This is a genomic window from Frankia sp. BMG5.23 (genome assembly GCF_000685765.2).
Classification (GTDB): domain Bacteria; phylum Actinomycetota; class Actinomycetes; order Frankiales; family Frankiaceae; genus Frankia; species Frankia casuarinae.
This window is the reverse complement of record NZ_JDWE01000009.1, coordinates 1-21,192: the sequence shown is the minus strand read 5'-3', so window position 1 is coordinate 21,192 and position 21,192 is coordinate 1. Positions and strand designations below refer to the sequence as shown.

At 71.3% G+C, this 21,192-nt stretch carries 17 protein-coding genes and 1 pseudogene; 17 read left to right on the top strand and 1 reads right to left on the bottom strand.

Going from position 1 to position 21,192, the window contains the following annotated elements:
* Positions 1-168: 168 nt before the first annotated feature.
* The 16 genes and pseudogenes from hisS to BMG523DRAFT_RS06295 all read left to right on the top strand — a co-directional run bounded on the left by hisS (position 169) and on the right by BMG523DRAFT_RS06295 (position 20,492).
* Positions 169-1,491 (top strand): histidine--tRNA ligase, encoded by a 1,323-nt coding sequence (gene hisS / locus BMG523DRAFT_RS06370; RefSeq protein WP_011437924.1) that lies wholly within the window; start codon positions 169-171, stop codon positions 1,489-1,491.
* 445 nt (positions 1,492-1,936) lie between these two features.
* Entirely contained in the window at positions 1,937-2,722 is a 786-nt protein-coding gene (thyX, locus tag BMG523DRAFT_RS06365) for an FAD-dependent thymidylate synthase (protein ID WP_051623787.1), read from the top strand.
* 65 nt (positions 2,723-2,787) lie between these two features.
* On the top strand, positions 2,788-5,196 hold the full coding sequence (locus BMG523DRAFT_RS06360; protein WP_011437922.1) for a phosphoketolase: 2,409 nt from the start codon (positions 2,788-2,790) through the stop codon (positions 5,194-5,196).
* A gap of 32 nt (positions 5,197-5,228) precedes the next feature.
* The gene (locus BMG523DRAFT_RS06355; protein WP_043590647.1) at positions 5,229-6,413 is read left to right on the top strand and encodes an acetate/propionate family kinase; all 1,185 of its coding nucleotides are present in this window, start codon (positions 5,229-5,231) and stop codon (positions 6,411-6,413) included.
* 517 nt (positions 6,414-6,930) lie between these two features.
* The gene (dapA, locus tag BMG523DRAFT_RS06350) at positions 6,931-7,989 is read left to right on the top strand and encodes a 4-hydroxy-tetrahydrodipicolinate synthase (protein WP_011437920.1); all 1,059 of its coding nucleotides are present in this window, start codon (positions 6,931-6,933) and stop codon (positions 7,987-7,989) included.
* The gene (locus BMG523DRAFT_RS06345; RefSeq protein ID WP_011437919.1) at positions 7,986-9,671 is read left to right on the top strand and encodes a ribonuclease J; all 1,686 of its coding nucleotides are present in this window, start codon (positions 7,986-7,988) and stop codon (positions 9,669-9,671) included. Before dapA ends, BMG523DRAFT_RS06345 begins: the two co-directional genes overlap by 4 nt.
* Positions 9,672-10,043: 372 nt before the next feature.
* Positions 10,044-12,566 (top strand): DNA translocase FtsK, encoded by a 2,523-nt coding sequence (locus tag BMG523DRAFT_RS06340; RefSeq protein ID WP_235462909.1) that lies wholly within the window; start codon positions 10,044-10,046, stop codon positions 12,564-12,566.
* A gap of 106 nt (positions 12,567-12,672) precedes the next feature.
* On the top strand, positions 12,673-13,542 hold the full coding sequence (locus tag BMG523DRAFT_RS06335; RefSeq protein ID WP_043590643.1) for a helix-turn-helix domain-containing protein: 870 nt from the start codon (positions 12,673-12,675) through the stop codon (positions 13,540-13,542).
* A gap of 4 nt (positions 13,543-13,546) precedes the next feature.
* Positions 13,547-15,118, top strand: coding sequence for a MiaB/RimO family radical SAM methylthiotransferase (locus tag BMG523DRAFT_RS06330; protein ID WP_043590642.1), 1,572 nt, complete (start codon positions 13,547-13,549; stop codon positions 15,116-15,118).
* On the top strand, positions 15,108-15,917 hold the full coding sequence (locus BMG523DRAFT_RS06325; RefSeq protein ID WP_011437915.1) for a CDP-alcohol phosphatidyltransferase family protein: 810 nt from the start codon (positions 15,108-15,110) through the stop codon (positions 15,915-15,917). Before BMG523DRAFT_RS06330 ends, BMG523DRAFT_RS06325 begins: the two co-directional genes overlap by 11 nt.
* Positions 15,907-17,208 (top strand): competence/damage-inducible protein A, encoded by a 1,302-nt coding sequence (locus BMG523DRAFT_RS06320; RefSeq protein WP_011437914.1) that lies wholly within the window; start codon positions 15,907-15,909, stop codon positions 17,206-17,208. The genes BMG523DRAFT_RS06325 and BMG523DRAFT_RS06320 overlap by 11 nt, the downstream gene beginning before the upstream one ends.
* 121 nt (positions 17,209-17,329) lie before the next feature.
* Positions 17,330-17,578 (top strand): annotated as a pseudogene (locus BMG523DRAFT_RS06315) (helix-turn-helix domain-containing protein); the annotation flags it as partial.
* Between the two features lie 353 nt (positions 17,579-17,931).
* Positions 17,932-18,399, top strand: a complete 468-nt coding sequence (locus tag BMG523DRAFT_RS06310) for a Dps family protein (protein WP_011437912.1) — start codon at positions 17,932-17,934, stop codon at positions 18,397-18,399.
* Between the two features lie 178 nt (positions 18,400-18,577).
* Positions 18,578-18,772: a hypothetical protein gene (locus BMG523DRAFT_RS06305; protein WP_023840200.1), complete on the top strand. Its 195-nt coding sequence runs from the start codon at positions 18,578-18,580 to the stop codon at positions 18,770-18,772.
* A gap of 48 nt (positions 18,773-18,820) precedes the next feature.
* Positions 18,821-19,714, top strand: coding sequence for a PspA/IM30 family protein (locus tag BMG523DRAFT_RS06300; protein WP_043590640.1), 894 nt, complete (start codon positions 18,821-18,823; stop codon positions 19,712-19,714).
* A gap of 19 nt (positions 19,715-19,733) precedes the next feature.
* A complete protein-coding gene (locus tag BMG523DRAFT_RS06295) occupies positions 19,734-20,492 on the top strand; it encodes a hypothetical protein (protein WP_011437910.1) in 759 nt (252 codons plus the stop codon).
* Between the two features lie 84 nt (positions 20,493-20,576).
* On the opposite strand, the gene BMG523DRAFT_RS27260 is transcribed toward BMG523DRAFT_RS06295, so the two are convergent.
* Positions 20,577-20,912, bottom strand: coding sequence for a hypothetical protein (locus BMG523DRAFT_RS27260; protein WP_148214940.1), 336 nt, complete (start codon positions 20,910-20,912; stop codon positions 20,577-20,579).
* 83 nt (positions 20,913-20,995) lie between these two features.
* Here BMG523DRAFT_RS27260 and BMG523DRAFT_RS06285 point away from each other — a divergent pair, with 83 nt between their 5' ends.
* The gene (locus tag BMG523DRAFT_RS06285) at positions 20,996-21,175 is read left to right on the top strand and encodes a hypothetical protein (protein ID WP_035731370.1); all 180 of its coding nucleotides are present in this window, start codon (positions 20,996-20,998) and stop codon (positions 21,173-21,175) included.
* Positions 21,176-21,192: the final 17 nt, after the last annotated feature.

Genomic DNA, 21,192 nt, shown 5'->3' with positions numbered 1-21,192 from the left:
CCGCCGTGGAATCGCTCTCCGGCTGTGAGGTCAACGAGCCCCACGCGATAGGCTGCTGCTTATGCGTCTCCTCGCTCGACATCGGTGACTGCCACCCGGCTTCGCGGTTGACCGTGCCCGGGGCGGCAGGTGCCCGTCCGTTCGAGATGATGAGGAGATTCCGCGGCGATGAGTGACGCGCCGATCGTCCGTCCCCTGCCCGTGAGCGGATTTCCCGAGTGGCTGCCCGAGGTCCGTCTCGTCGAGCAGCGCTGGCTCGACACCATCCGAGCGACGTTCGAGCGGTACGGCTTCTGCTCGGTGGAGACCCCCTCGGTCGAGGCGCTCGAGGTGCTGACCGCGAAGGGGGAGACCTCCCAGGAGGTCTACATGCTACGCCGCCTGCAGGCCGACGCCGACGACGACAGCGCCCGCCTCGGCCTGCACTTCGACCTCACAGTGCCTTTCGCGCGGTACGTGGCCGCCCACTTCAACGACCTCGTGTTCCCGTTCAAGCGCTACCAGATCCAGCGGGTGTGGCGGGGGGAGCGTCCTCAGGAGGGCCGCTTCCGCGAGTTCACCCAGTGCGACATCGACGTGATCAACGTTGATCAGGTGCCCCTGCACTTCGACGCGGAACTTCCCCGCATCGTGCACGAGGTCCTGGGCACCCTCGGCGTTCCGCCCTGGACCCTCAACATCAACAATCGCAAGGTGCTCCAGGGCTTCTACGAGGGTCTGGGCATCGGCGATCCGCTGGCCGTCATCCGGGTCGCCGACAAGCTCGACAAGATCGGCCTCGCGGGGGTGGAGGGGCTGCTGACCACCGCGGTCGGGCTCGACCCGGACCAGGTGCGCGCCTGCCTGGAGCTCACGGGCATTCGGGGCTGCGATCCCGGCGTCGTCGAGGAGGTACGCCGGCTCGGGGTGAAATCGGACCTGCTCTCCGAGGGGCTCGACGAGCTCGCCGCGGTTCTCGGCGATCTCGCCGACCTGCCCGCCGGCGACGTGGTCGCGGACCTCTCGATCGCCCGCGGTCTCGACTACTACACCGGGACCGTCTACGAGGCGAAGTTCGTCGACTGGCCGGACTTCGGCAGCATCTGCTCGGGGGGGCGGTACGACAACCTTGCCGGCTCCTTCATCCGCCGCAACCTCCCCGGCGTCGGGATCTCGATCGGCCTCACCCGCATCTTCGCCAAGCTCCTGGCCGAGGGCCTGCTCACCACCGGGCCGTCCAGCCCCGCCGACGTGCTGGTCGTGATCCCCGCCGCGCCGCGCCGCGCCGCCGCCCTCGCGACGGCCGCCGAGCTGCGCACCCGGGGGCTGCGGGTGGAGACCTACCACCAGCCGGACAAGGTGGCCAGGCAGGTCCGCTACGCCTCCCGCAAGGGCATCGGATTCGTCTGGTTCCCGCCCTTCGACGATGGCCGGGCGCACGAGGTGAAGAACATGGCCACCGGGGACCAGTCCGCGGCGGACCCGGCGACCTGGACCCCGTCCGCGGGCTGACCGGCGGGCCCGGGGGTCGTGCGCAGCCCGCGGTCCGATGCGCGCGGCGGGCGTGCCGCCGCGCCATCGCCGGGAGGCTGTCCGTCGTGACGTGGCCGGGCGGCCGGGGATTGACGGGGGCGGAGATCCCCGGCCGCGCCATGCCACGCCGTGAGGGCGGGCACTGCGACTCCTCGTCGCTGGGGACTGACGAGGCGTCCACCTCCGGTGTACCACGCGGGTCGTGACTGCCAATCCCCGCGCGTCGATCGGGTGACCGGACGGGTAAGTGGATGCCGACACGATCCCGGTTGGGCGATTGCTGGCCCGGTCGGGTGATTGCAGGCCTGGCGTCCGGGTGCATGCCGCCGCCGGGTGAGGTCCCCGCGCCCCGGCGGATGGGCGCCGTCTATCGTGGGCGGAGTCCGCCAGCGACCGGGCAACGGGTCCCGCGTCCAGATGATGGATGATGGAGGTGGCAGTGTCGCAGCCGACGTCCGAACCGACGTCCGTGCGGCTTCGGGTCCAGGTGATCGCCAAGACCGAGTTCATCCCCCCGGACGACGTGGCCTGGAGCACCGACGCCGACGGCGGTCAGGCCCTCGCCGAGTTCGCCGGGCGGGCCTGCTACCAGAGCTGGAACAAGCCGAATCCGGCGACCGCGACCAACGCCGGCTACCTACGGCACATTCTCGACGTCGGGCATCTGTCCGTGCTCGAGCACGGGACCGTATCGCTCTATCTCACCGGGGTGTCGCGCAGCCTCACCCATGAGCTGGTCCGGCACCGGCACTTCTCCTACAGCCAGCTCTCCCAGCGCTACGTCCCCGAGCGGGACGCCGCCGTGGTGGAACCGGAGGTCATCGCGGCCGATCCGGAGCTGCACGCCCTGTTCCAACAGGCCGCGGCGGCCTCGCTGGAGGCCTACGGGCGCCTGTTGGAAGGTCTGGAGAAGCGGTTCGCCGACGTTTCCGCGCCCATCTCACGGCGCAAGCAGGCGCGCCAGGCGGCCCGGTCGGTGCTGATGAACGCGACCGAGACCCGGATCGTGGTCACCGGGAACTACCGGGCGTGGCGGCACTTCATCGGGATGCGGGCGAGTGAGCATGCCGACGTGGAGATCCGCGGGCTTGCCGTCGCCGTCCTGCGGGAACTGCTCCGGGTGGCGCCCAACGTGTTCGCCGACTTCCGGATCTCGACGCTGGATGACGGCACCGAGGTCGCCTCCAGCCCGCTGGTGGGGGAGGGCTGAGCGCCGGACCTTCCCGCCGCCGGCCGTCTATTGATTTACTGGGAGAAAGAGAAAGAGTACAGCCGATGACGAGCGTCGTCGACGCCGAGCGGAGCGGGGCGGATCCGGCCGCGGGGCCGTTGTCCCCGGCGGAGCTTGACCTCATCCACGCCTACTGGCGAGCGGCGAACTATCTGTCCGTCGGACAGATCTACCTGCTCGACAATCCCCTGCTCACCGAGCCGCTGCGTCCGGAGCACGTCAAACCGCGCCTGCTCGGGCACTGGGGCACGACTCCCGGCCTGAACCTCATCTACGCCCATCTGAACCGCGTGATCCGGGCAAAGGACCTGAACGCCATCTACATCATCGGTCCGGGTCACGGCGGTCCCGGCATCGTGGCGAACGCCTACCTGGAAGGCACCTACAGCGAGGTCTACCCCTCGATCGGCCGGGATGTGGCGGGGATGCGGCGGCTGTTCCGGCAGTTTTCCTTCCCCGGCGGAATTCCCAGCCACGTCGCGCCGGAGACTCCCGGGTCCATTCATGAGGGCGGCGAGCTCGGTTACGCGCTGACCCACGCCTACGGCGCGGCCTTCGACAATCCCGACCTGGTGGTCTGCGCCGTCGTGGGGGACGGGGAGGCCGAGACGGGCCCGCTCGCGGCGAGCTGGCACTCCAACAAGTTCCTCGACCCGGGTCGCGACGGCGCGGTGCTGCCGGTCCTGCACCTCAACGGCTACAAGATCGCCAATCCGACGATCCTGGCCCGCATCCCCGAGCAGGAGCTGACCGCGCTCCTGCGTGGCTACGGGTACCATCCGTACTTCGTGGTCGGGGACGACCCGGCCGCGGTGCACCAGCGGATGGCGGGCGTCCTGGACGCCGCCGTCGGCGAGATCCACGAGATCCAGGACCGGGCCCGCCGCCACGGCCGCACCGAGCGCCCCACCTGGCCGATGATCGTGCTGCGGACCCCCAAGGGGTGGACCGGGCCGGCCACTGTTGACGGCCTGCCGGTCGAGGGCACGTGGCGGTCCCACCAGGTGCCCGTCGCGCAGTTGCACGACAACCCCGGGCACTTGGCCCAGCTGGAGGCGTGGCTGCGCTCCTACCGGCCGGAGGAGCTCTTCGATGCCGGCGGCGCCCCGCGGGCCGAACTCGCCGCGCTCGCCCCCCGCGGTCCCCGGCGGATGAGTGCGAACCCGCATGCCAACGGGGGCGAGCTGCTGCGTGATCTGACTCTTCCCGACTTCCGTGACTACGCGGTCGACGTCACCGCCCCCGGGACCACCCTCGCCGAGCCGACCCGGATCCTGGGCGCGTTCCTACGGGACGTGGTGGCCGCCAATCCGAGCACCTTCCGGGTGATGGGCCCGGATGAGACCGCCTCCAATCGGCTGGGTGCGCTCTTCGAGGTGACCGACCGCGTCTGGAACGCCGGGACGGAACCGACGGACGAGCACCTGGCCGTGGACGGTCGGGTCATGGAGGTGCTTTCCGAGCATCTGTGCCAGGGCTGGCTGGAGGGCTATCTGCTCACCGGCCGGCACGGGTTCTTCTCCTGCTACGAGGCGTTCATCCACATCGTCGACTCGATGGTCAATCAGCACGCGAAATGGCTGAAGACCACCCGGCACATCCCGTGGCGGCGCCCGATCGCATCGTTGAACTACCTGTTGACCAGCCACGTGTGGCGGCAGGACCACAACGGCTTCTCCCATCAGGACCCCGGATTCATCGACCACGTCGTGAACAAGAAGGCCGAGGTCGTCCGGGTGTACCTGCCCCCGGACGCGAACACCCTGCTCTCCGTCGGCAACCACTGCCTGCGCAGCCGGCACTACATCAACGTGATCGTGGCCGGCAAGCAGCCGGCGTTGAACTACCTGTCGATGCCGGCGGCGATCGCCCACTGCACCCGTGGCCTGGGCATCTGGGACTGGGCCAGCAACGACCACGACGCGCCCGGCGACGGGCTGCCGGATGTGGTGATGGCCTGTGCCGGGGACATCCCGACCCTGGAGACCCTCGCCGCGGTGGACCTCCTGCGCCAGCACTTCCCCGATCTGAAGGTGCGCGTCGTCAACGTCGTCGACCTGATGTCCCTGCAGGACGAGGCGGAACATCCGCACGGCATCTCGCACGCCCGCTTCGACGCGCTGTTCACCACCGACCGGCCGATCATCTTCGCCTACCACGGCTATCCCTGGCTGATCCACCGGCTGACCTACCGGCGGCACAACCATCACAACCTGCATGTCCGTGGCTACATCGAGGAGGGGACGACCACCACCCCGTTCGACATGGTCATGCTGAACAACCTCGACCGGTTCCACCTGGTGGCGGACGTCATCGACCGGGTACCGAGCCTGGGCGCCCGCGCCGCGCACGTCCGGCAGCAGATGATCGACGCGCGGCTCGCGGCCCGGACCTACACCCGGGACCACGGCGAGGACGCCCCGGAGATCCGGAACTGGACTTGGCCCTACTGAGCCCCGCCCCTACCGAGCCCCGCCCCGTCGCGATGAACGTCCTGGTGGTCAACGCCGGATCGGCCAGCCTCAAGCTGCGGCTGATCGGCCCGGACGACGTCCTGCTCGCCGCGCGCGATCTCACCGCGCCAGCCGGTCGGGTGGACCCGGCCGGGGTCATCGCCGCGTTGCGCGAGCTCACCCACGAGGGTGGCCAGCCGGGCGCGGTCGGGCACCGCATCGTGCACGGCGGGACGGATTTCACCGCACCCGTGGTCGTCGACCGGGCCGTGGCCGAGCGGCTGCGGAGGCTGACCGCCCTCGCCCCCCTGCACCAGCCTGCGGCACTTGCCGCCCTCGACGAGGTCGGGGCGGCCGTGCCCGAGGTGGCGCAGGTCGCTTGCTTCGACACGGCGTTCCACAGCCGGATGCCGGCGGAGGCCATCACCTACGCCATCCCGGCCGAGTGGCGGGAGCGGTATGGCATCCGCCGGTACGGCTTCCACGGCCTGTCCCACGCCCACGTCTCCCGGCGGGCGGCCGCGCTCACCGGGGCGCGGCGCATCGTGACCTGTCATCTCGGCTCGGGCGCGTCGCTCGCCGCCGTTCTCGACGGGGTGGGGGTGGACACCACGATGGGCTTCACCCCGCTGGAGGGCCTGGTGATGGCCACCCGGTCCGGCACCGTGGATCCCGGCGCGCTGCTGTGGCTGCAGACGGAGGCGGGACTGAGCGCGCACGAGCTCACCGATCGCCTGTTCACCTCGGCGGGGCTGCGCGCGCTCGCGGGGACGGCGGACATGCGGGATGTCGAGTCCGGCGTCGCCGCGGGTGAGCCTGCCGCCGCGCTGGCGCTGGCGGTCTACCTGCACCGGCTGCGCGCCGGGATCGCCGCGATGACCGCCGCGCTGGGCGGGCTGGACGCCCTGGTGTTCACCGGCGGCGTCGGGGAGAACTCCGCCTCCGTGCGGGCCGGGGCCGCGGCCGGACTCGGCTACCTGGGCGTGGCGGTGGATCCCGAGCGTAACGATCCGGCCCGGGCCGGTGGTACGGGTCTGCCGGGCGGCACGGGCCCATCTGGTGGTACGGGCCCATCTGGTGGTACGGGCCCATCTGGTGGCACGGAGCGCGAGATCGGCGTGCCGGGGGCCGCCGTGCGCACGCTCGTGATCGAGGCACGCGAGGACCTGGAGATCGCCCGCGGGACCCGGGCGGCCCTCGCTGGTGGCAATGGGTGATGGTAGTCCGGCATTACGGTAATGTCCCGGGTGGCGGGTGCGATCCTGGCGGACCCGCGCGCCGCCGGATGGCACCGCCCGGACGATCCGGTGGCGGTACTCTGGAGGCTCTGTCGCGGCGAGTGGGACGGTGCTGCGCGGTCCGGTGCGGTGCGGTGTTGTCTTCGCCGGTCGTCCCGTCGTCCCCGAGCGGGGCCCGGCCGGTCGCGATCCGTCTCCATCCGGTGACGGCAGGGTCCGATCGGCGTCCGACCCGGTCGCGGTGCTCGACACCGCGCGGTGCGCCGTCCCCGGGCTGGGCCGGATGGTATCCGCGTGTGGTGGCCCGGCGGCCCCCGCGGGTCTCGCGCCGGTCGCCGGTGGTGCTTGTGGGCGGGTCCGGGGAGCAGACCCGGCTCGGGCCGGCGGAGCGGGAAAGGCGGCGTGGGCGGAGGATGGACCGGTGCCGGCCCGGCGGTGTCGGAGGAGTGAACGTGGAGGTTCGGCGGTCCGGCGGGTGACGTCGGTCGCCGAGGTGATGTCGGAGGTGCCGTCTAGCGTGACCGGTATGTCAATGTTGCCGCCGGCGCCGTTCGGGCGCGTGATCACAGCGATGGTCACGCCGTTCCGGGCGGACGGCGGTCTCGATGAGGCGGGTGCCGCGCAGCTCGCGAGCCGTCTGGTGGACGCCGGCAACGACGGGCTCGTGGTCAACGGCACCACCGGGGAGTCTCCGACGACCACCGACGAGGAGAAGGACCGCCTGGTGCGGGTCGTCGTCGAGGCCGTGGGAAGCCGTGCCCGCGTGATCTCCGGTGTCGGGACGAGTGACACCGCGCACAGCGTGGAACTGGCGCGGGCCGCCGAAGCCGCGGGCGCGCACGGCCTGCTCGTCGTGACGCCCTACTACAACAAGCCACCGCAGGCCGGGTTGCTGCGGCATTTCGTCACCGTCGCCGAGGCGACCGGGCTACCGGTCGTCGTCTACGACATCCCCGGCCGGACCGGGGTTCCGGTGGCGTCGGAGACTTTGGTGCGGTTGGCCGAACACCCGCGTATCGTCGCGGTCAAGGACGCTAAGGACGATCTGCCCGCATCCTCCTGGGTGCTGGCGCGGACCGGTCTGGCGTATTACTCCGGCACCGACGCGCTCAATCTGCCGTTGCTGTCCATCGGGGCATGCGGAGTCATCAGTGTTGTCGGGCACGTGGCCGCACCCGCGATCCGTGCCATGATCGAGGCCTTCGGGGCCGGTGAGGTGGGTCGGGCGATCGCGCTGCATCAGGGCTTGCTGCCCGCGTACGAAGGAATGTTCCGCACCCAGGGCGTGATCCTGGCCAAGGCCGCGCTGCGGCTGGCCGGGCTGCCCGCGGGGCCGGTCCGGCCACCGTTGGTGGACGCCACTCCCGCCGAGGTCGCGCGGCTGCGGGCGGACCTCGCCGAGGCGCTCCTCGACGCCGCCGGGCCGCCGGGCGCGCCTGGCGGCGTCGAGGCCGGGGGGCGGGGCGCGCCGGCCGGCGCCTCGTCCGGGTCCGGGTCGTCCGGGTCCGGGTCGTCCGTCGGGCTGGCCGTCGCCGCGGCGGGTGAGGTCTCATGAGCCATCCGCATCCCGACCTCGGCCCGCCGCCGCCGCTGCGCGCGGACGGCCTTCGGATCATCCCGCTCGGTGGGGTTGGGGAGATCGGTCGCAACATGACCGTCTTCGAACACGCCGGCCGGCTGCTGATCGTGGACTGCGGGGTGTTGTTCCCGGAGGACGTCCAGCCGGGGATCGACCTGATCCTGCCCGACTTCACCGCCATCCGGGATCGCCTCGACGACATCGAGGCGGTGATCCTCACCCACGCACACGAGGATCACATCGGGGCGGTGCCCTACCTGCTGCGGGAACGGCGTGACATCCCGCTGATCGGCACCCGGCTCACCCTGGCGCTGATGAACGCGAAGCTCGCCGAGCACCGCGTCAAGGCGGTCACTCAGGAGATCCGGGAGGAGGAGCGGCACGCCTTCGGGCCGTTCGAGTGCGAGTTCTTCGCGGTCAACCACTCCATCCCGGACGCCGTGGCCGTGGCCATCCGCACCGAGGCCGGGCTCGTCCTGCACACCGGCGACTTCAAGATGGACCAGCTGCCGCTCGACGGCCGGCTGACCGACCTGGGGGGCTTCGCGCGGCTCGGCCGCGAGGGTGTGGACCTGCTGCTGTCCGACTCGACCAACGCCGAGGTGCCCGGGTTCGTCACCTCCGAGCGGGAGATCGCCCCGGTGCTCGACGGAGTCTTCCGCGAGGCGACCCGCCGGATCATCATCGCCTGCTTCGCCAGCCATGTGCACCGGGTGCAGCAGGTGCTCGACGCGGCCGAGGAGCACGGCCGGTCGGTCTGCTTCGTGGGCAGGTCGATGGTCCGCAACATGGGAGTGGCCCGCGACCTCGGGTTGCTGCGGGTGCCACCGGGTCTGATCGTCGACGCCCGGGACGTGGACGCGCTGCCGGACCGCAACATCTGCCTGATCTCCACGGGCTCCCAGGGGGAGCCGCTCTCGGCCCTGTCCCGGATGGCCAACCGGGATCACCAGATCCGCATCCAGGCCGGCGACACGGTCGTGCTCGCTTCCAGCCTCATCCCCGGCAACGAGAACGCGGTGTTCCGGGTGATCAACGGGCTGACCCGCTACGGCGCCAAGGTCGTTCACAAGGGCGTGGCGAAGGTGCACACCTCGGGTCACGCCCCGGCGGGCGAGTTGCTCTACGTTCTGAACGCCACCAGGCCGTCCAACGTCATGCCGGTCCACGGCGAATGGCGGCACCTGCGGGCCCATGCCAAGCTCGCCGAGGCGACCGGGGTGCCCCCGGACCACGTAGTGCTCGCCGAGGACGGCATGGTCATCGACCTGCTTGACGGCCGGGCGCGGATCACCGGCGTTGTTCCCTGCGGCTATGTCTACGTTGACGGCGCCGCGGTCGGGGACGTCGGTGAGCCGAGCCTGAAGGACCGCCGGATCCTCGGCGAGGAGGGTTTCATCACGATCACCGTCGTGGTGGACGCCGCGGCGGGCAAGGTCGTCGTCGGCCCGGATCTCTCCGCCCGCGGCTTCTCCGATGCGCCGGGCGCCTTCGACTCCGTCTCCAAACTGGTCAGCGACGGGCTGGTGGACGCGATGCGCACCGGGATGAACGATCTGACGGCCCTGCAGCAGCTCGTGCGGCGTACGGTCGGTCGCTGGGTCAACGAGAACTACCGGCGCCGTCCGATGATCGTTCCGGTGGTTCTCGAGGTCTGAGGCGTTGCGGCGCGCCCGGTTCGTCGGGGTTGCCAGTACTCGGGCACGCTCGTGTGTACCGTTTCGACGGTGGCCACACGGACCAGTGGCGCGCGGACGCGTGCGCAGACGGAGACGGCCACGTCCCGGCCGAGGGGCGGTGGTGGGCGTCAAGGCACCTCGCGGGGTGAAGGTACCTCGCGAGGCGGCGGTCAGGGCGGCAAGGCACGCGCATCGACGGCGGCTGGCCGGTCGGGCGGCTCTGGCCGGTCGGGCAGCTCCCGCGCGGCCGGCCGCGGTAGGACACCGGCCCGTCCACCGGCGCGGGCGAGTCGCCCCCCGCTGTCGCTGCTGATCGGCCAGACAGTCGTCAAGAGCGTCTACCGGCTGTGGATGGGCGCGGCGACGGCGCTGGGCACCGTGCTGCGCCGGGCCGGTCGGGGCGCCCGTGAGCTGCACATCGATCCAGGGCACCGGCGTGACGGGCTCGGCCTGACCGCGTTCGGCGGGGCGATCCTGGCCGGCGCCTCGGTGTGGTTCTCCGCCGCCGGGCCGCTGGGGAGGTATGTGGCCGCGATCCTGGAGCTGCTGGTCGGCGCCGGCGCCTGGGTACTGCCGCTGTTCGGCCTGGGCGCCGCGTGGCGGCTGGTCCGGTCCCCGACCGATCCGGATAGCCGGGGCCGGGTGGTGATCGGGTGGACGGCGGTCGCCGTCGGTCTGCTCGGCATGGTGCACATCGCCCGTGGCCTGCCCGACTTCTCGGACGGCGTCGCCCGGATGCGGGCGGCCGGTGGCGTCGTCGGGCTGCTCGGTGGCCTCCCGCTGGCGAGCGCGGTGACGCCGTACGTCGCCGTTCCGCTGTTGCTGCTGCTGACGTTCTTCGGCGTTCTCGTCATCACGGCGACCCCTGTCCGCCAGGTGCCCGAGCGGCTCGGTGAACTCGTTGATCGGCTCACCATCGGGGTGCGCGGTCCCGCCCGGGATGCCGGCGAGTACGACGCGGACGCGGACTTCCGCGACGACCCCGAGGACGATTCGGAGCTGTCCGACGGCCTGCTCGCAGCCGGGGCGGCCGGGGCGGGTAGGGGTCGGCGTCGGCGTGGTGGTCGGGCGACCCCGCCTGGGGGAACGTCCCCGGGTGATGGCGATGCCGCCGATGCCGCCGATGCCGCCGGGCCGCCCGCCGGGGATCTCGCCCTCGACCTGTTCGGCGAGCTCGCCGGCCCGGAGGCGGACACCGGCTACGTGACCACGGCCCCCGACCCGGGCGGTGCGGCCGCCGGTGGCGGGGAACCGGTAGCGGGGGCCGCACCGCCCGGGTCGCAGCGCAGGGCCCGGGCCCGGACAGCCCGGGTGACCGCGGGTGCGGCGGACACCGCGACCGGCGTCCCCGGTCCGGGTTCCGCGGACTTCGGCGGCGAGATCGAGCATCTGGTCCCCCCGACCGACGGTGACTACCGGCTGCCGTCGCCGACCCTGCTGCGTTCCGGTACGCCGCCCAAGGTCCGCTCGGCCGCGACCGACGGGGTGATTGCCTCGCTGACCGACGTGTTCGCCCAGTTCAAAGTGGACGCCCAGGTCACCGGCTTCACCCGGGGACCGACGGTGACCCGCTACGAGGTCGAGCTCGGTGCCGCGGTCAAGGTCGAGCGGATCATCCAGCTCACGAAGAACATCGCGTACGCGGTGAAGAGCCCGGACGTGCGGATCATCAGTCCGATCCCGGGCAAGAGCGCGGTCGGTATCGAGATTCCCAACACCGACCGGGAGTTGGTGTCGCTCGGCGACGTCCTGCGCAGCGGGGAGGCGATCGGTAACCCGCATCCGCTGGTTGTCGGTCTCGGCAAGGACATCGAGGGCGGCTACGTGCTCGCCAACCTGGCCAAGATGCCGCACATCCTCATCGCCGGGGCGACCGGAGCCGGCAAGTCGACGTGTATCAACACCCTCATCACCTCGGTGCTGGCCCGGGCCACCCCTGACCAGGTGCGCATGGTGCTGGTGGACCCCAAGCGGGTCGAGCTGACGAACTATCAGGGTATTCCCCATCTGATCACGCCGATCATCACGAATCCCAAAAAGGCGGCCGATGCGTTGCAATGGGTCGTGAAGGAGATGGAGAACCGGTACGAGGACCTGGCCGCGTGCGGGGTGCGTCACGTCGACGACTTCAACCGCAAAGTGCGTAACGGCGAGATCGCCGCCCCGCCGGGATCCGAACGTGTCTACGTGCCCTACCCCTACATCCTGGCCATCGTCGACGAGCTCGCCGACCTGATGATGGTGGCGCCGCGCGACGTCGAGGACGCCATCTGCCGGATCACCGCCATGGCCCGGGCGGTGGGCATCCACCTGGTGCTCGCCACCCAGCGGCCCTCCGTCGACGTGGTGACCGGCCTGATCAAGGCGAACGTGCCGTCCCGGCTCGCCTTCGCGACAGCGTCGTTGGCGGACAGCCGGACGATCCTCGACCAGGCCGGCGCGGAGAAGCTCGTCGGCCTGGGGGACGCGCTCTTCCTGCCGATGGGAGCGGGTAAACCCGCCCGTATCCAGGGTGCCTTCGTTTCCGAGGATGAGATCGCGGCCATCGTCGACCACACGAAGGAACAGGCGCCGGCGGCGTTCCGGGAGGACGTGTTCGACGCCGGCGGCGAGGCCAGGAAGGAGATCGACGAGGAGATCGGAGACGATCTGCAGCTCTTCCTGCAGGCCGTCGAGCTCGTGGTGAGCACGCAGTTCGGCTCCACCTCGATGTTGCAGCGCAAGCTGCGGGTCGGGTTCGCGAAGGCCGGGCGGCTGATGGACCTGATGGAGAGCCGGGGCATCGTCGGCGCAAGTGAGGGATCGAAGGCGCGTGACGTGCTGGTCATGCCGGACGAGTTGGAGGGTTTGCTCACAACCCTGCGTAACGGATGAGGAAGCCTCCGGTGGAATGTCCCCGCTTTCAGCGCCGGGGGACGCACCGTAAACTGAAGGCCTCGCGCCCACGGTAGGCGGAAAAGACGGTTGCGGAGGTTCGCTCATGCAGTCCGCGGACGATCCGCAGCCGCGGGACAGCGTCGGGTCCATCCTGGCCGCGGCGCGGCGTGACCGCGGTCTCACGGTCTCCCAGGTCAGCGAGCGCACCCGGGTCAGGGCGGGTCTGATCGATCAGATCGAGCGGGACGACTTCTCGCAGTGCGGCGGCACGGTGTATGCCCGCGGGCATCTGCGCAGCATCGCCACCACCCTCGGGCTCGATCCCGGGCGGGTGCTGGCGGCTTACGACGCCTCGCACGAGCACCACACCGGCCCATTGGTGATTATCCCCTCGGCCGAGTTCGATCCGCTGCGCGGGGGGTCCCGCCGGCGGCGCGGCGGGTTCCGGTGGGGTCCGGCAATGATCGTTTCGCTGGTCGTGGTGTGCGTCATCGCGGCTCTCGCGTTGCTGCTGCCAGGTTCCTCCGGTTCCTCGGACGACAGGGCCGCGCCGGGGCCGGGAGGGGCCGTGGGGCTCACTCCGACCGTGAGCGTCCCGCCGGTCTCGACGAGCCCGGCCGCTCCCAGCGTGACCACGCCCGCGCCGACAGGGGTGAACGTCGTCCTGACGGTACGCGACGCGCAGAGCTGGCTGGAGGTGCGCGACGACGCCGAGCATGTCCTGCTCTCCCAGCTCCTGCAGTCCGGCGACAGCCGGACGGTGACGGCGTCGGGGGCCCTGCACATCAGGGTGGGCAATGCCGGTGCGGTCGATGTGTCGTGCAACGGCAGGAGCCTCGGGGCGCCGGGCGGGCTCGGGCAGGTCGTGACGATCCGGGTGAGCGCCGCAGCCTCCGGCGCCTGCGAGGTCGGCGACGAACAGCGTAGCGGTCTCGTGGCCGCGCCACCGCCCGCGCCGGTCCCGGTAGCCTGACCTGGTGTCCACACGCCTCCATCGCCGGGTAGCTCTGATCACGCTCGGTTGTTCCCGGAACGAGGTGGATTCGGAGGAGCTGGCCGCCCGGCTCGGCGCGGACGGGTGGGAGCTCGTCTCCGACGCCGCCGACGCCGACGCCGTGCTCGTCAACACCTGTGGATTCGTCGACGCGGCGAAGAAGGACTCCATCGACGCTCTGCTTGCGGCGGACGGCCTGCGGGCCGGTGGCGGTCCGTCCGGTCCCGCGGACGGCGCCGGCCCGGGTCCGCGCGCGGTGGTGGCCGTGGGCTGCCTGGCCGAGCGTTACGGAACCGAGCTCGCCGAGAGCCTGCCCGAGGCGGACGCGGTCCTCGGATTCGATGCCTATCCGAACATCGCCACGCACCTCGCGGCCGTGCTGGCCGGTACCCCGGTGCCCGCGCACTCCCCGCGTGACCGGCGGACGATGCTGCCGATCACCCCGGTGGACCGGGCCGCCCCCGCTCTCCCGCCGGCCGCGGTGTCCACCGGAGCCGTTCCGCTGCGCCGGCGGTTAACGACCGGGCCGGTCGCCGTCCTGAAGATCTCCAGCGGGTGTGACCGGCGCTGCGCCTTCTGCGCGATCCCGTCGTTCCGCGGCTCCCACGTCTCGCGGTCACCCGACGACGTGCTCGCCGAGGCCGAATGGCTGGCCGGTCAGGGTGCCCGCGAGCTGGTCCTGGTCAGCGAGAACTCCACCTCCTACGGCAAGGACCTCGGGGATCTGCGCGCGCTGGAGAAGCTGCTGCCGCAACTCGCGGCGGTGTCGGGCATCGTCCGGGTGCGCACGGTCTACCTGCAGCCCGCCGAGATGCGTCCGTCGCTGCTCGAGGTGCTGCTGACCACTCCGGGCCTCGCGCCCTATCTCGATCTGTCCTTCCAGCACGCGAGCCCGCCGGTGCTGCGCCGGATGCGCCGCTTCGGTGGCAGTGGGCACTTCCTCGACCTGCTCGCCCGCGCCCGCGCGCTGGCGCCCGAGCTGGGGGCGCGATCCAACGTCATCGTCGGGTTCCCGGGGGAGACCCCCGAGGATGTCGACATCCTCGCGGAGTTCCTCGAGGCCGCCGAGCTCGACGCCGTCGGCGTGTTCGGCTACTCCGACGAGGAGGGTACCGAGGCCGCCGGGCTGACAGACAAGATCCCCGATGAGCTGATCGAGCGCCGCCGGGTACGCGTCACCGACCTCGTCGAGCAGCTGACCGCCGCCCGGGCGGACGCGCGGATCGGCTCCCGGGTACAGGTCCTGGTGGAGGAGGTCGCCGGTGGTCTGGCCACCGGCTGCGCCGCCCACCAGCAGGCGGAGGTCGACGGCGGGTGCGTCGTGCGACTGTCCCCGGGCGGCGCGGCGGATGACGGGCCGGAGCGCCTCGGGGTGGGGGATCTCGTCGGGGTGGGGGATCTCGTCGAGGCCCGGGTGGTCGCCACCGAGGGTGTCGATCTGATCGCGGAGTTCATCGCGGTGCTCGATCGGGCCCGTCCCACGGCTGCGGTCGCGCGGCCGACGCCGGACCGGGCGGCGGCCCTCGTGGGCCGGGGCGTCGCGGATGGGACGTGACGGCGTCGGGCGCCGACGCCAGGGGGAGCGCGGCGAAGGGCCGTCGCCGCTCCCCGCGGAGCCCGTTTCTGCCCCGGTGGTCCCCGCGGCCCCGGTGGTCAACGTCGCCAACCTGCTGACGATCACGCGGCTGGTGTTGGTGCCGGTCTTCGTGGTCTTCCTGTTCGCCGGGCCCGACGGTCACACCTGGCGGTACGCCGCCTTCGGCGCCTATGCGGTGGCCGCGATGACCGACCAGATCGACGGCTCCATCGCCCGCCGCTGGCACCTCGTCACCGACTTCGGCATCCTGGTCGATCCGATCGCCGACAAGGCGCTGACCGGTGCCGCGTTGATCTCGCTGTCCGTGCTCGGCGAGCTGCCCTGGCCGGTCACCGCACTGATCCTCCTGCGGGAGGTCGGTGTCACCCTCCTGCGCTTGTGGGTGATCCGCTTCGGGGTGATCGCGGCGAGCCGTGGGGGCAAGGCCAAGACCCTGCTGCTGAACGTCGCGATCGGTCTCTACGTGCTTCCGCTGGCGGGCGTTGCCGCCACGAGCCGGGCCGTGATTCTCGCGGCCGGCGTGGTGGTCGCCATGGTCACCGGGATCGATTACGTCTGTCGAGCTCTCACGCTGCGGCGGCGGGCCTCGCGGGATTCCGGCGGTGTCACCCCGCCGAGGGGCGCACCATCCACCGGCCTCTCGCCCGGCACCGGCCCCTCGGTGCGCCACCGGATGGCGGGGCCGGCCGGGTCCGACCCGTCGACGGCGGCCGGACCGACCATCAGGAAGACGGAGGGGCGGACCGATGCGCGCTGAGCTGCTGGCGGTGGGGGACGAACTTCTCTACGGCGACATCGTCAACGGCAACGCGGCCTGGTTGGGTCGGCAGCTGGCCGACGTCGGAGTGACCGTCACGACGTCAACGGTCGTCGGTGACGACATCGACATGATCGCCACGGCGATCCGGGTGGCACTGGACCGGGCTGACGTCGTCATCATGACCGGAGGGCTCGGTCCCACCCAGGACGACCTGACCCGCGAGGGCATCGCCGCCGCGGCCGGCGTCGGCCTGCGCCGGGACGACTTCCTGGAGTCGATGCTGCGGCGACGGTTCCGGGACATGGGCCGCGGTGACGGTGGCCGGCGCGTGCCCCAGATGAACTACCGGCAGGCGGACCTGCCCGAGGGGGCACAACCGCTGCCGAACGGCACCGGAACAGCCCCGGGGATACGGATGGAGATCGGGACTGGCGTCGTCTACGCGATGCCCGGTGTGCCGTTCGAGATGAACGGCATGTTCACCGCCAGCGTGCTGCCCGACATCCTGCGCCGGGCCGGGCAGCCCGCGGTGGTCGTCCACCGGGTGCTGCGCACGGCGGGCATGTGGGAGTCGGCCGTCGCCGAGGCCCTCGCGGACGAGGTCGACCGGCTTGCCCGGATCGGCAATCCGCGCATCGCGTTCCTGGCCAGTGGTGGCCAGACCCGGGTGCGTATCACGGCCCGGGCCCGGGATCGGGCCGAGGCCGAGATGCTGATCGCACCGGTGGAGACCGCGGCCCGGACCGCACTGGGCGCCGGGGTGTACGGCGGTGCGGACGACTCCCTCGAAGGCGTGGTCCTGGGGCTGCTCGTCCAGCGGTCGGCGACGCTGGCCGTCGCGGAGTCCATCACCGGGGGGCTGCTCGCCGGGCGGCTGACCGACGTCCCCGGTGCGAGCGCCGCGTTCCGTGGCGGCATCGTCTCCTACGCCACGGAGGTCAAGGCGTCGGCGCTCGGTGTCGACGAGGGGCTGTTGGCCGCCGAGGGCGCGGTGTCGTCGAGGACGGCCGCCGCGATGGCGGCGGGGGTCCGGTCCCGGCTGGGCGCCACCTACGGGTTGGCCACCACGGGAGTCGCGGGCCCGCAGCCGCAGGAGGACAAACCGGTCGGAACGCTGCATATCGGCCTGGCCGGACCGGACGGCACCGTCACCCGGTCGGTACGGCTGCCCGGGGACCGGCCGCGCATCCGCACCTACGCGGTGGTGTCCGCGCTGGACCTGGTGCGTCGGATGCTCGCCGGGCTGCCGAACAGCGAGATGACCACAACCGGAGACGGCGCACCCTGATGCGCGAGACCAATCACCGGATCTGAGGTGCTTACACAGTTACAGTCCCGTCAACGAGGGCCCGATGGTCGCGGCGGTGGGTATACGGTGAACGCATCCCGCGGACGAAGGAGGAGGCTCGATGGTCCTGCTCCGACGCATGCTCGGCGAGGCGTTGCGCCGCCGCCGTCAGGATCAGCACCGCACGCTTCGGGAGGTGTCGTCGGCGGCACGGGTGTCGCTCGGCTACCTCTCGGAAGTCGAGCGTGGGCAGAAGGAGGCCAGCTCCGAGTTGCTCGCCGCCATCTGTGACGCACTGGGAGTACGGCTCGCGGACCTGCTGCGCGAGGTGAGTGAGGATCTCGAACTCGCCGAACTGGCGGTCGCCGCGCGGGTCGGCGCGCCCACCGTGGTGGTTCCCGCCCGCGCCGCGGTCGTCGACCGGGCGGCCTGAGTTGCGCGTCCGGCGTCTTCCGGTGTCCTGCCACGTCGGCTGTCCCGTTCACGTTCGGGGTCTGCTCCGTTCATGACGTGCGCTCCGTTCGTGATGTAGGTCCCGATGAGGTAGGTCTCGATGTGTGTCTCGTTCGCGATGTCGGGCTGTGCTGGACGTCGGGCTGTGCTGGACGTCGGGCTGTGCTGGACGTCGGGGCGTTCTGGACGTCGGGTGTTCTGGTCGCATACGGATCTCTTCACGGGGCACGCCGCAGGGAGCAGATGTCTCCGGCGTGAGAGAGGTCGAGTATGAGTGCCATCCGCAGCCCGCTGTCCGACGGGGCACGAAGTGTCACCGGTGAGGCCCTCCAGGGCACGTTGATCGACCTGATCGACCTGTCCCTGTCCGCCAAGCAGCTGCACTGGAACGTCACCGGGCGCACCTTCCGTAGTGTGCATCGCCAACTCGACGAGGTTGTCGATCTGGCGCGTCGTTACGCGGACGCCACCGCCGAACGTGCCGTCGCGATCGGGGTCAACCCGGACGGTCAGTCCTCGACGGTCGCCCGAAGCACCCACCTGCCGGGAGTGGAGGTGGGGTACATCCCGGATGAGAAGGTGATCCGGCAGACAACCGAGGTCCTCGCCGGGGTGGTCACGAGGATGCGTACCCGCATGGACGCGACCGAGAAGGCCGACCCGGTCACCCAGAACCTGATCATCGAGATCGTCCACGACCTGGAGGAGCAGCACTGGATGTTCCAGGCGATGGTGTGAGTCCCGCGCCGGTGGCGGTTTGCCCTCCCCGAAAGGGCCCTCCCCCGAAAAGGGTTGTCTGGTGGCGGCTGGCGGACCCCTCCGCGACTATCCCGAGATAGTTCTCGTGGCGCAGGTTGGTGTCGATCGTCGTTCCCGGGCGGACTCCCGGGCATGGCCCGCAGGGAAAGAAGATCACGTGAATACCCCCGCGTGGCCGGAGGACGACGACGGCTGGTCGGAGTGCCGGCTGGTCCAGGTGTGCAAGAGCTGCAACGGATTGGGCGAGCTGCTGGTGGTCTTCGCCACCATGCGCGGCGGCTTTGTGCCGGCCTGCCGGACGTGTCTGGTCTGCGCGGGACGCGGCCGCACGGCGCTGCAGCCGCCCGTCTGAGTCCGCCGCGGGGTAACCGCCGCGGCTCCGGCGTGCGACGATCGATGTATGGCGAATGTCGTCCGCAAGATCTACCGCTATCTGTCGGCCTCGGCGAACCGGAAGTTCGACGAGAAGGCCGACCCGCGGGTGCAGATCGACCAGGCCATCATGGAGGCCCGGCAGCAGCACGAGGCGCTGGTCCAGCAGGCGGCGCTCGTCGTGGGTAACCAGCGTCAGCTGGAGATGCGCATGGCACGCCAGGTGGACGAGGTCGCGAACCTCACCGAGTCCGCCCGGTCCTCGTTGCTGCTGGCTGACAACGCGCGAGCGGCCGGTGACCTGGTCACCGCGGCCGGGTACGAGGAGACGGCCCAGGCATTCGCCAGCCAGCTGGTCTCGGCGGAAGCATCGCTGGAGGACCTGAAGAACCTGCACCGCCAGGCCGCCGCGTCCGCCCAGCAGGCCCGAACCGCGGTCGAGGACAACACCGTGCGGATGCAACGCCATCTCGCCGAGCGTGCCCGCCTGCTGACACAGATCGAGCACGCCGCCATGCAGGAGCAGATGACCAAGGCGATGGAGGGGATGTCCTCGCTCGCCCCGGCGGGGGACACGCCCACCCTCGGGGAGATCCGCGACAAGGTCGAGCAGCGCTACGCGGTCGCTCTTGGGCGTCACGAGCTCGCCTCCCAGGGGATGGAGGCGCGGATGATCGAGGTGCGGCGCGCGACCATGGACGCCCGGGCCTCCTCCCGCCTCGCCGAGTTGCGCGGTGACATGGCGGCCGGGGGCCAGCTTCCCGCTGGCGCGGGCGGTTCCGCCGCATCGCCCGATTCCGCGGCGTCGCCTGGTTCCGCGGCGTCGCCTGGTTCCGCGGCGTCGCCTGGTTCCGCGGCGTCGCCTGGTTCCGCGGCGTCGCCTGGTTCCGCGGCCAAGCCCACCGGCGGTGGGACGCCGTGAGTCGGATGGCGGACCGGCCGTGACCGGCTGGCCGGGTTGGGACGGGGCGCCGGGCGGGGCACTGCGGCCGGCGTTGCCGGACTGGGTGCGTGCCGATGTCGAACGCCGGTCGTTGCTGCGGACCGAACGGCGCGCCGGGCGTGGCGTCCGGTGGGCGCGTCGTCGGGCGGCGGTGACCGCCTTCGGATGGATCGCCGTGGCCTCGGTGACGCCGGTCGCCGCCGTCGTGGACGGTTGGGGTTGGCTGGTCGTGGGCGCTGCGGCGATCATCAGGGCGGGTCTCGCGGGCTGGGAGACGGCCGTCATCCGGCGGGAGGACCGCGGGTTCGCCCTGCCGAGCGCTCCCGCTCCGCCTCCCTGGGCGTTGCGGCACTCGGCGGCCGCCGAGCCGTTGCGCCGTGGCGAGGCGGGTCTGGCGGCGCTCGTCGCGATGGCCCGGACGCTTGCTCCCGGCGCCGCCCGCGGCCCGGTGCGGGCGGCCGTGGCCGGCGCCGCCGATCTGGTGGACGGGCTGCGGGTCACCGCCATGCGGGTCGTCGCGTGTGAAAGGGCGGCCCGAGCGGTGACGTATCCCGCTCGACGAGCCGAGATCCTGGCGACGAGGAAGGACCTGGTGGCCGAAATGTCGGCGTCGGTGGCCACTCTGGACGACCTGCTGGCAGCGGCCAGCGAGGTCGTGGGCACGGTGGTCGCGTCTTCGCCGGACCTGGCCCGACTGACCCAGCAGATCGAGGCTCTGCGTGGCTACGCTGCCGCACTGCGTGAACTTTCCGGTTGATCGCGGATGTCGACGGTGATCCCGGGTGTCGGTTGCCAGCGAAGATTTCAGTTGCGATGCGGCAGGTGCCGGGTGAGGTGGCGGTCAGCCACAGCCAGATGTGGTCAAACGGCTCGTTGGCGACGACGGAGGCGCCGGACCACGCGGTGGTCTCGGTCCAGTGAACATCTCGTGCAGGGCGGCCGGGGCGATGTTCTGGTCGGCATCCCAGCACAGGTCCACGTTGTCAGTGATCGTGCCGGTCTGCTCGCCGGTCGACACGATACCGATCATGGGAATGAACCCGCAGAGCTGGCTGCTTTCCGCCCGGAGATGGGTGTCCTGACGGGCGAAGGCGACACTGCGGGCCTGGCCCCGCCAGTGCAGCGGGACCACGAGCGTACCGCCGGGGGCGAGTTGGTCGAACCAGGCCGGGGGCAGGTCCCACGGCCCGACTTATCCGGATTTTGATCTTGCGGCCGCGGCTGGGCGCCGTGGCTGACTGGAACGCGAGGAGGTCGCCTGTGGTCACCTCGTTCAGGCTGCCACCGGTATGGATCACGATCGCGGTCAGGACGTTCAGCGCCTTCCTGAGCACGTTCTCGGAATGGCCGCCACACGCCCGCGCGGCGTCGGCCGCGCAGGCGAACAACTCCGGGCTCACCAGGTCGCGGACGACCGCGAACGTCGTCGTCGGCCCGTAGGTGGTCAGGAACGGGTA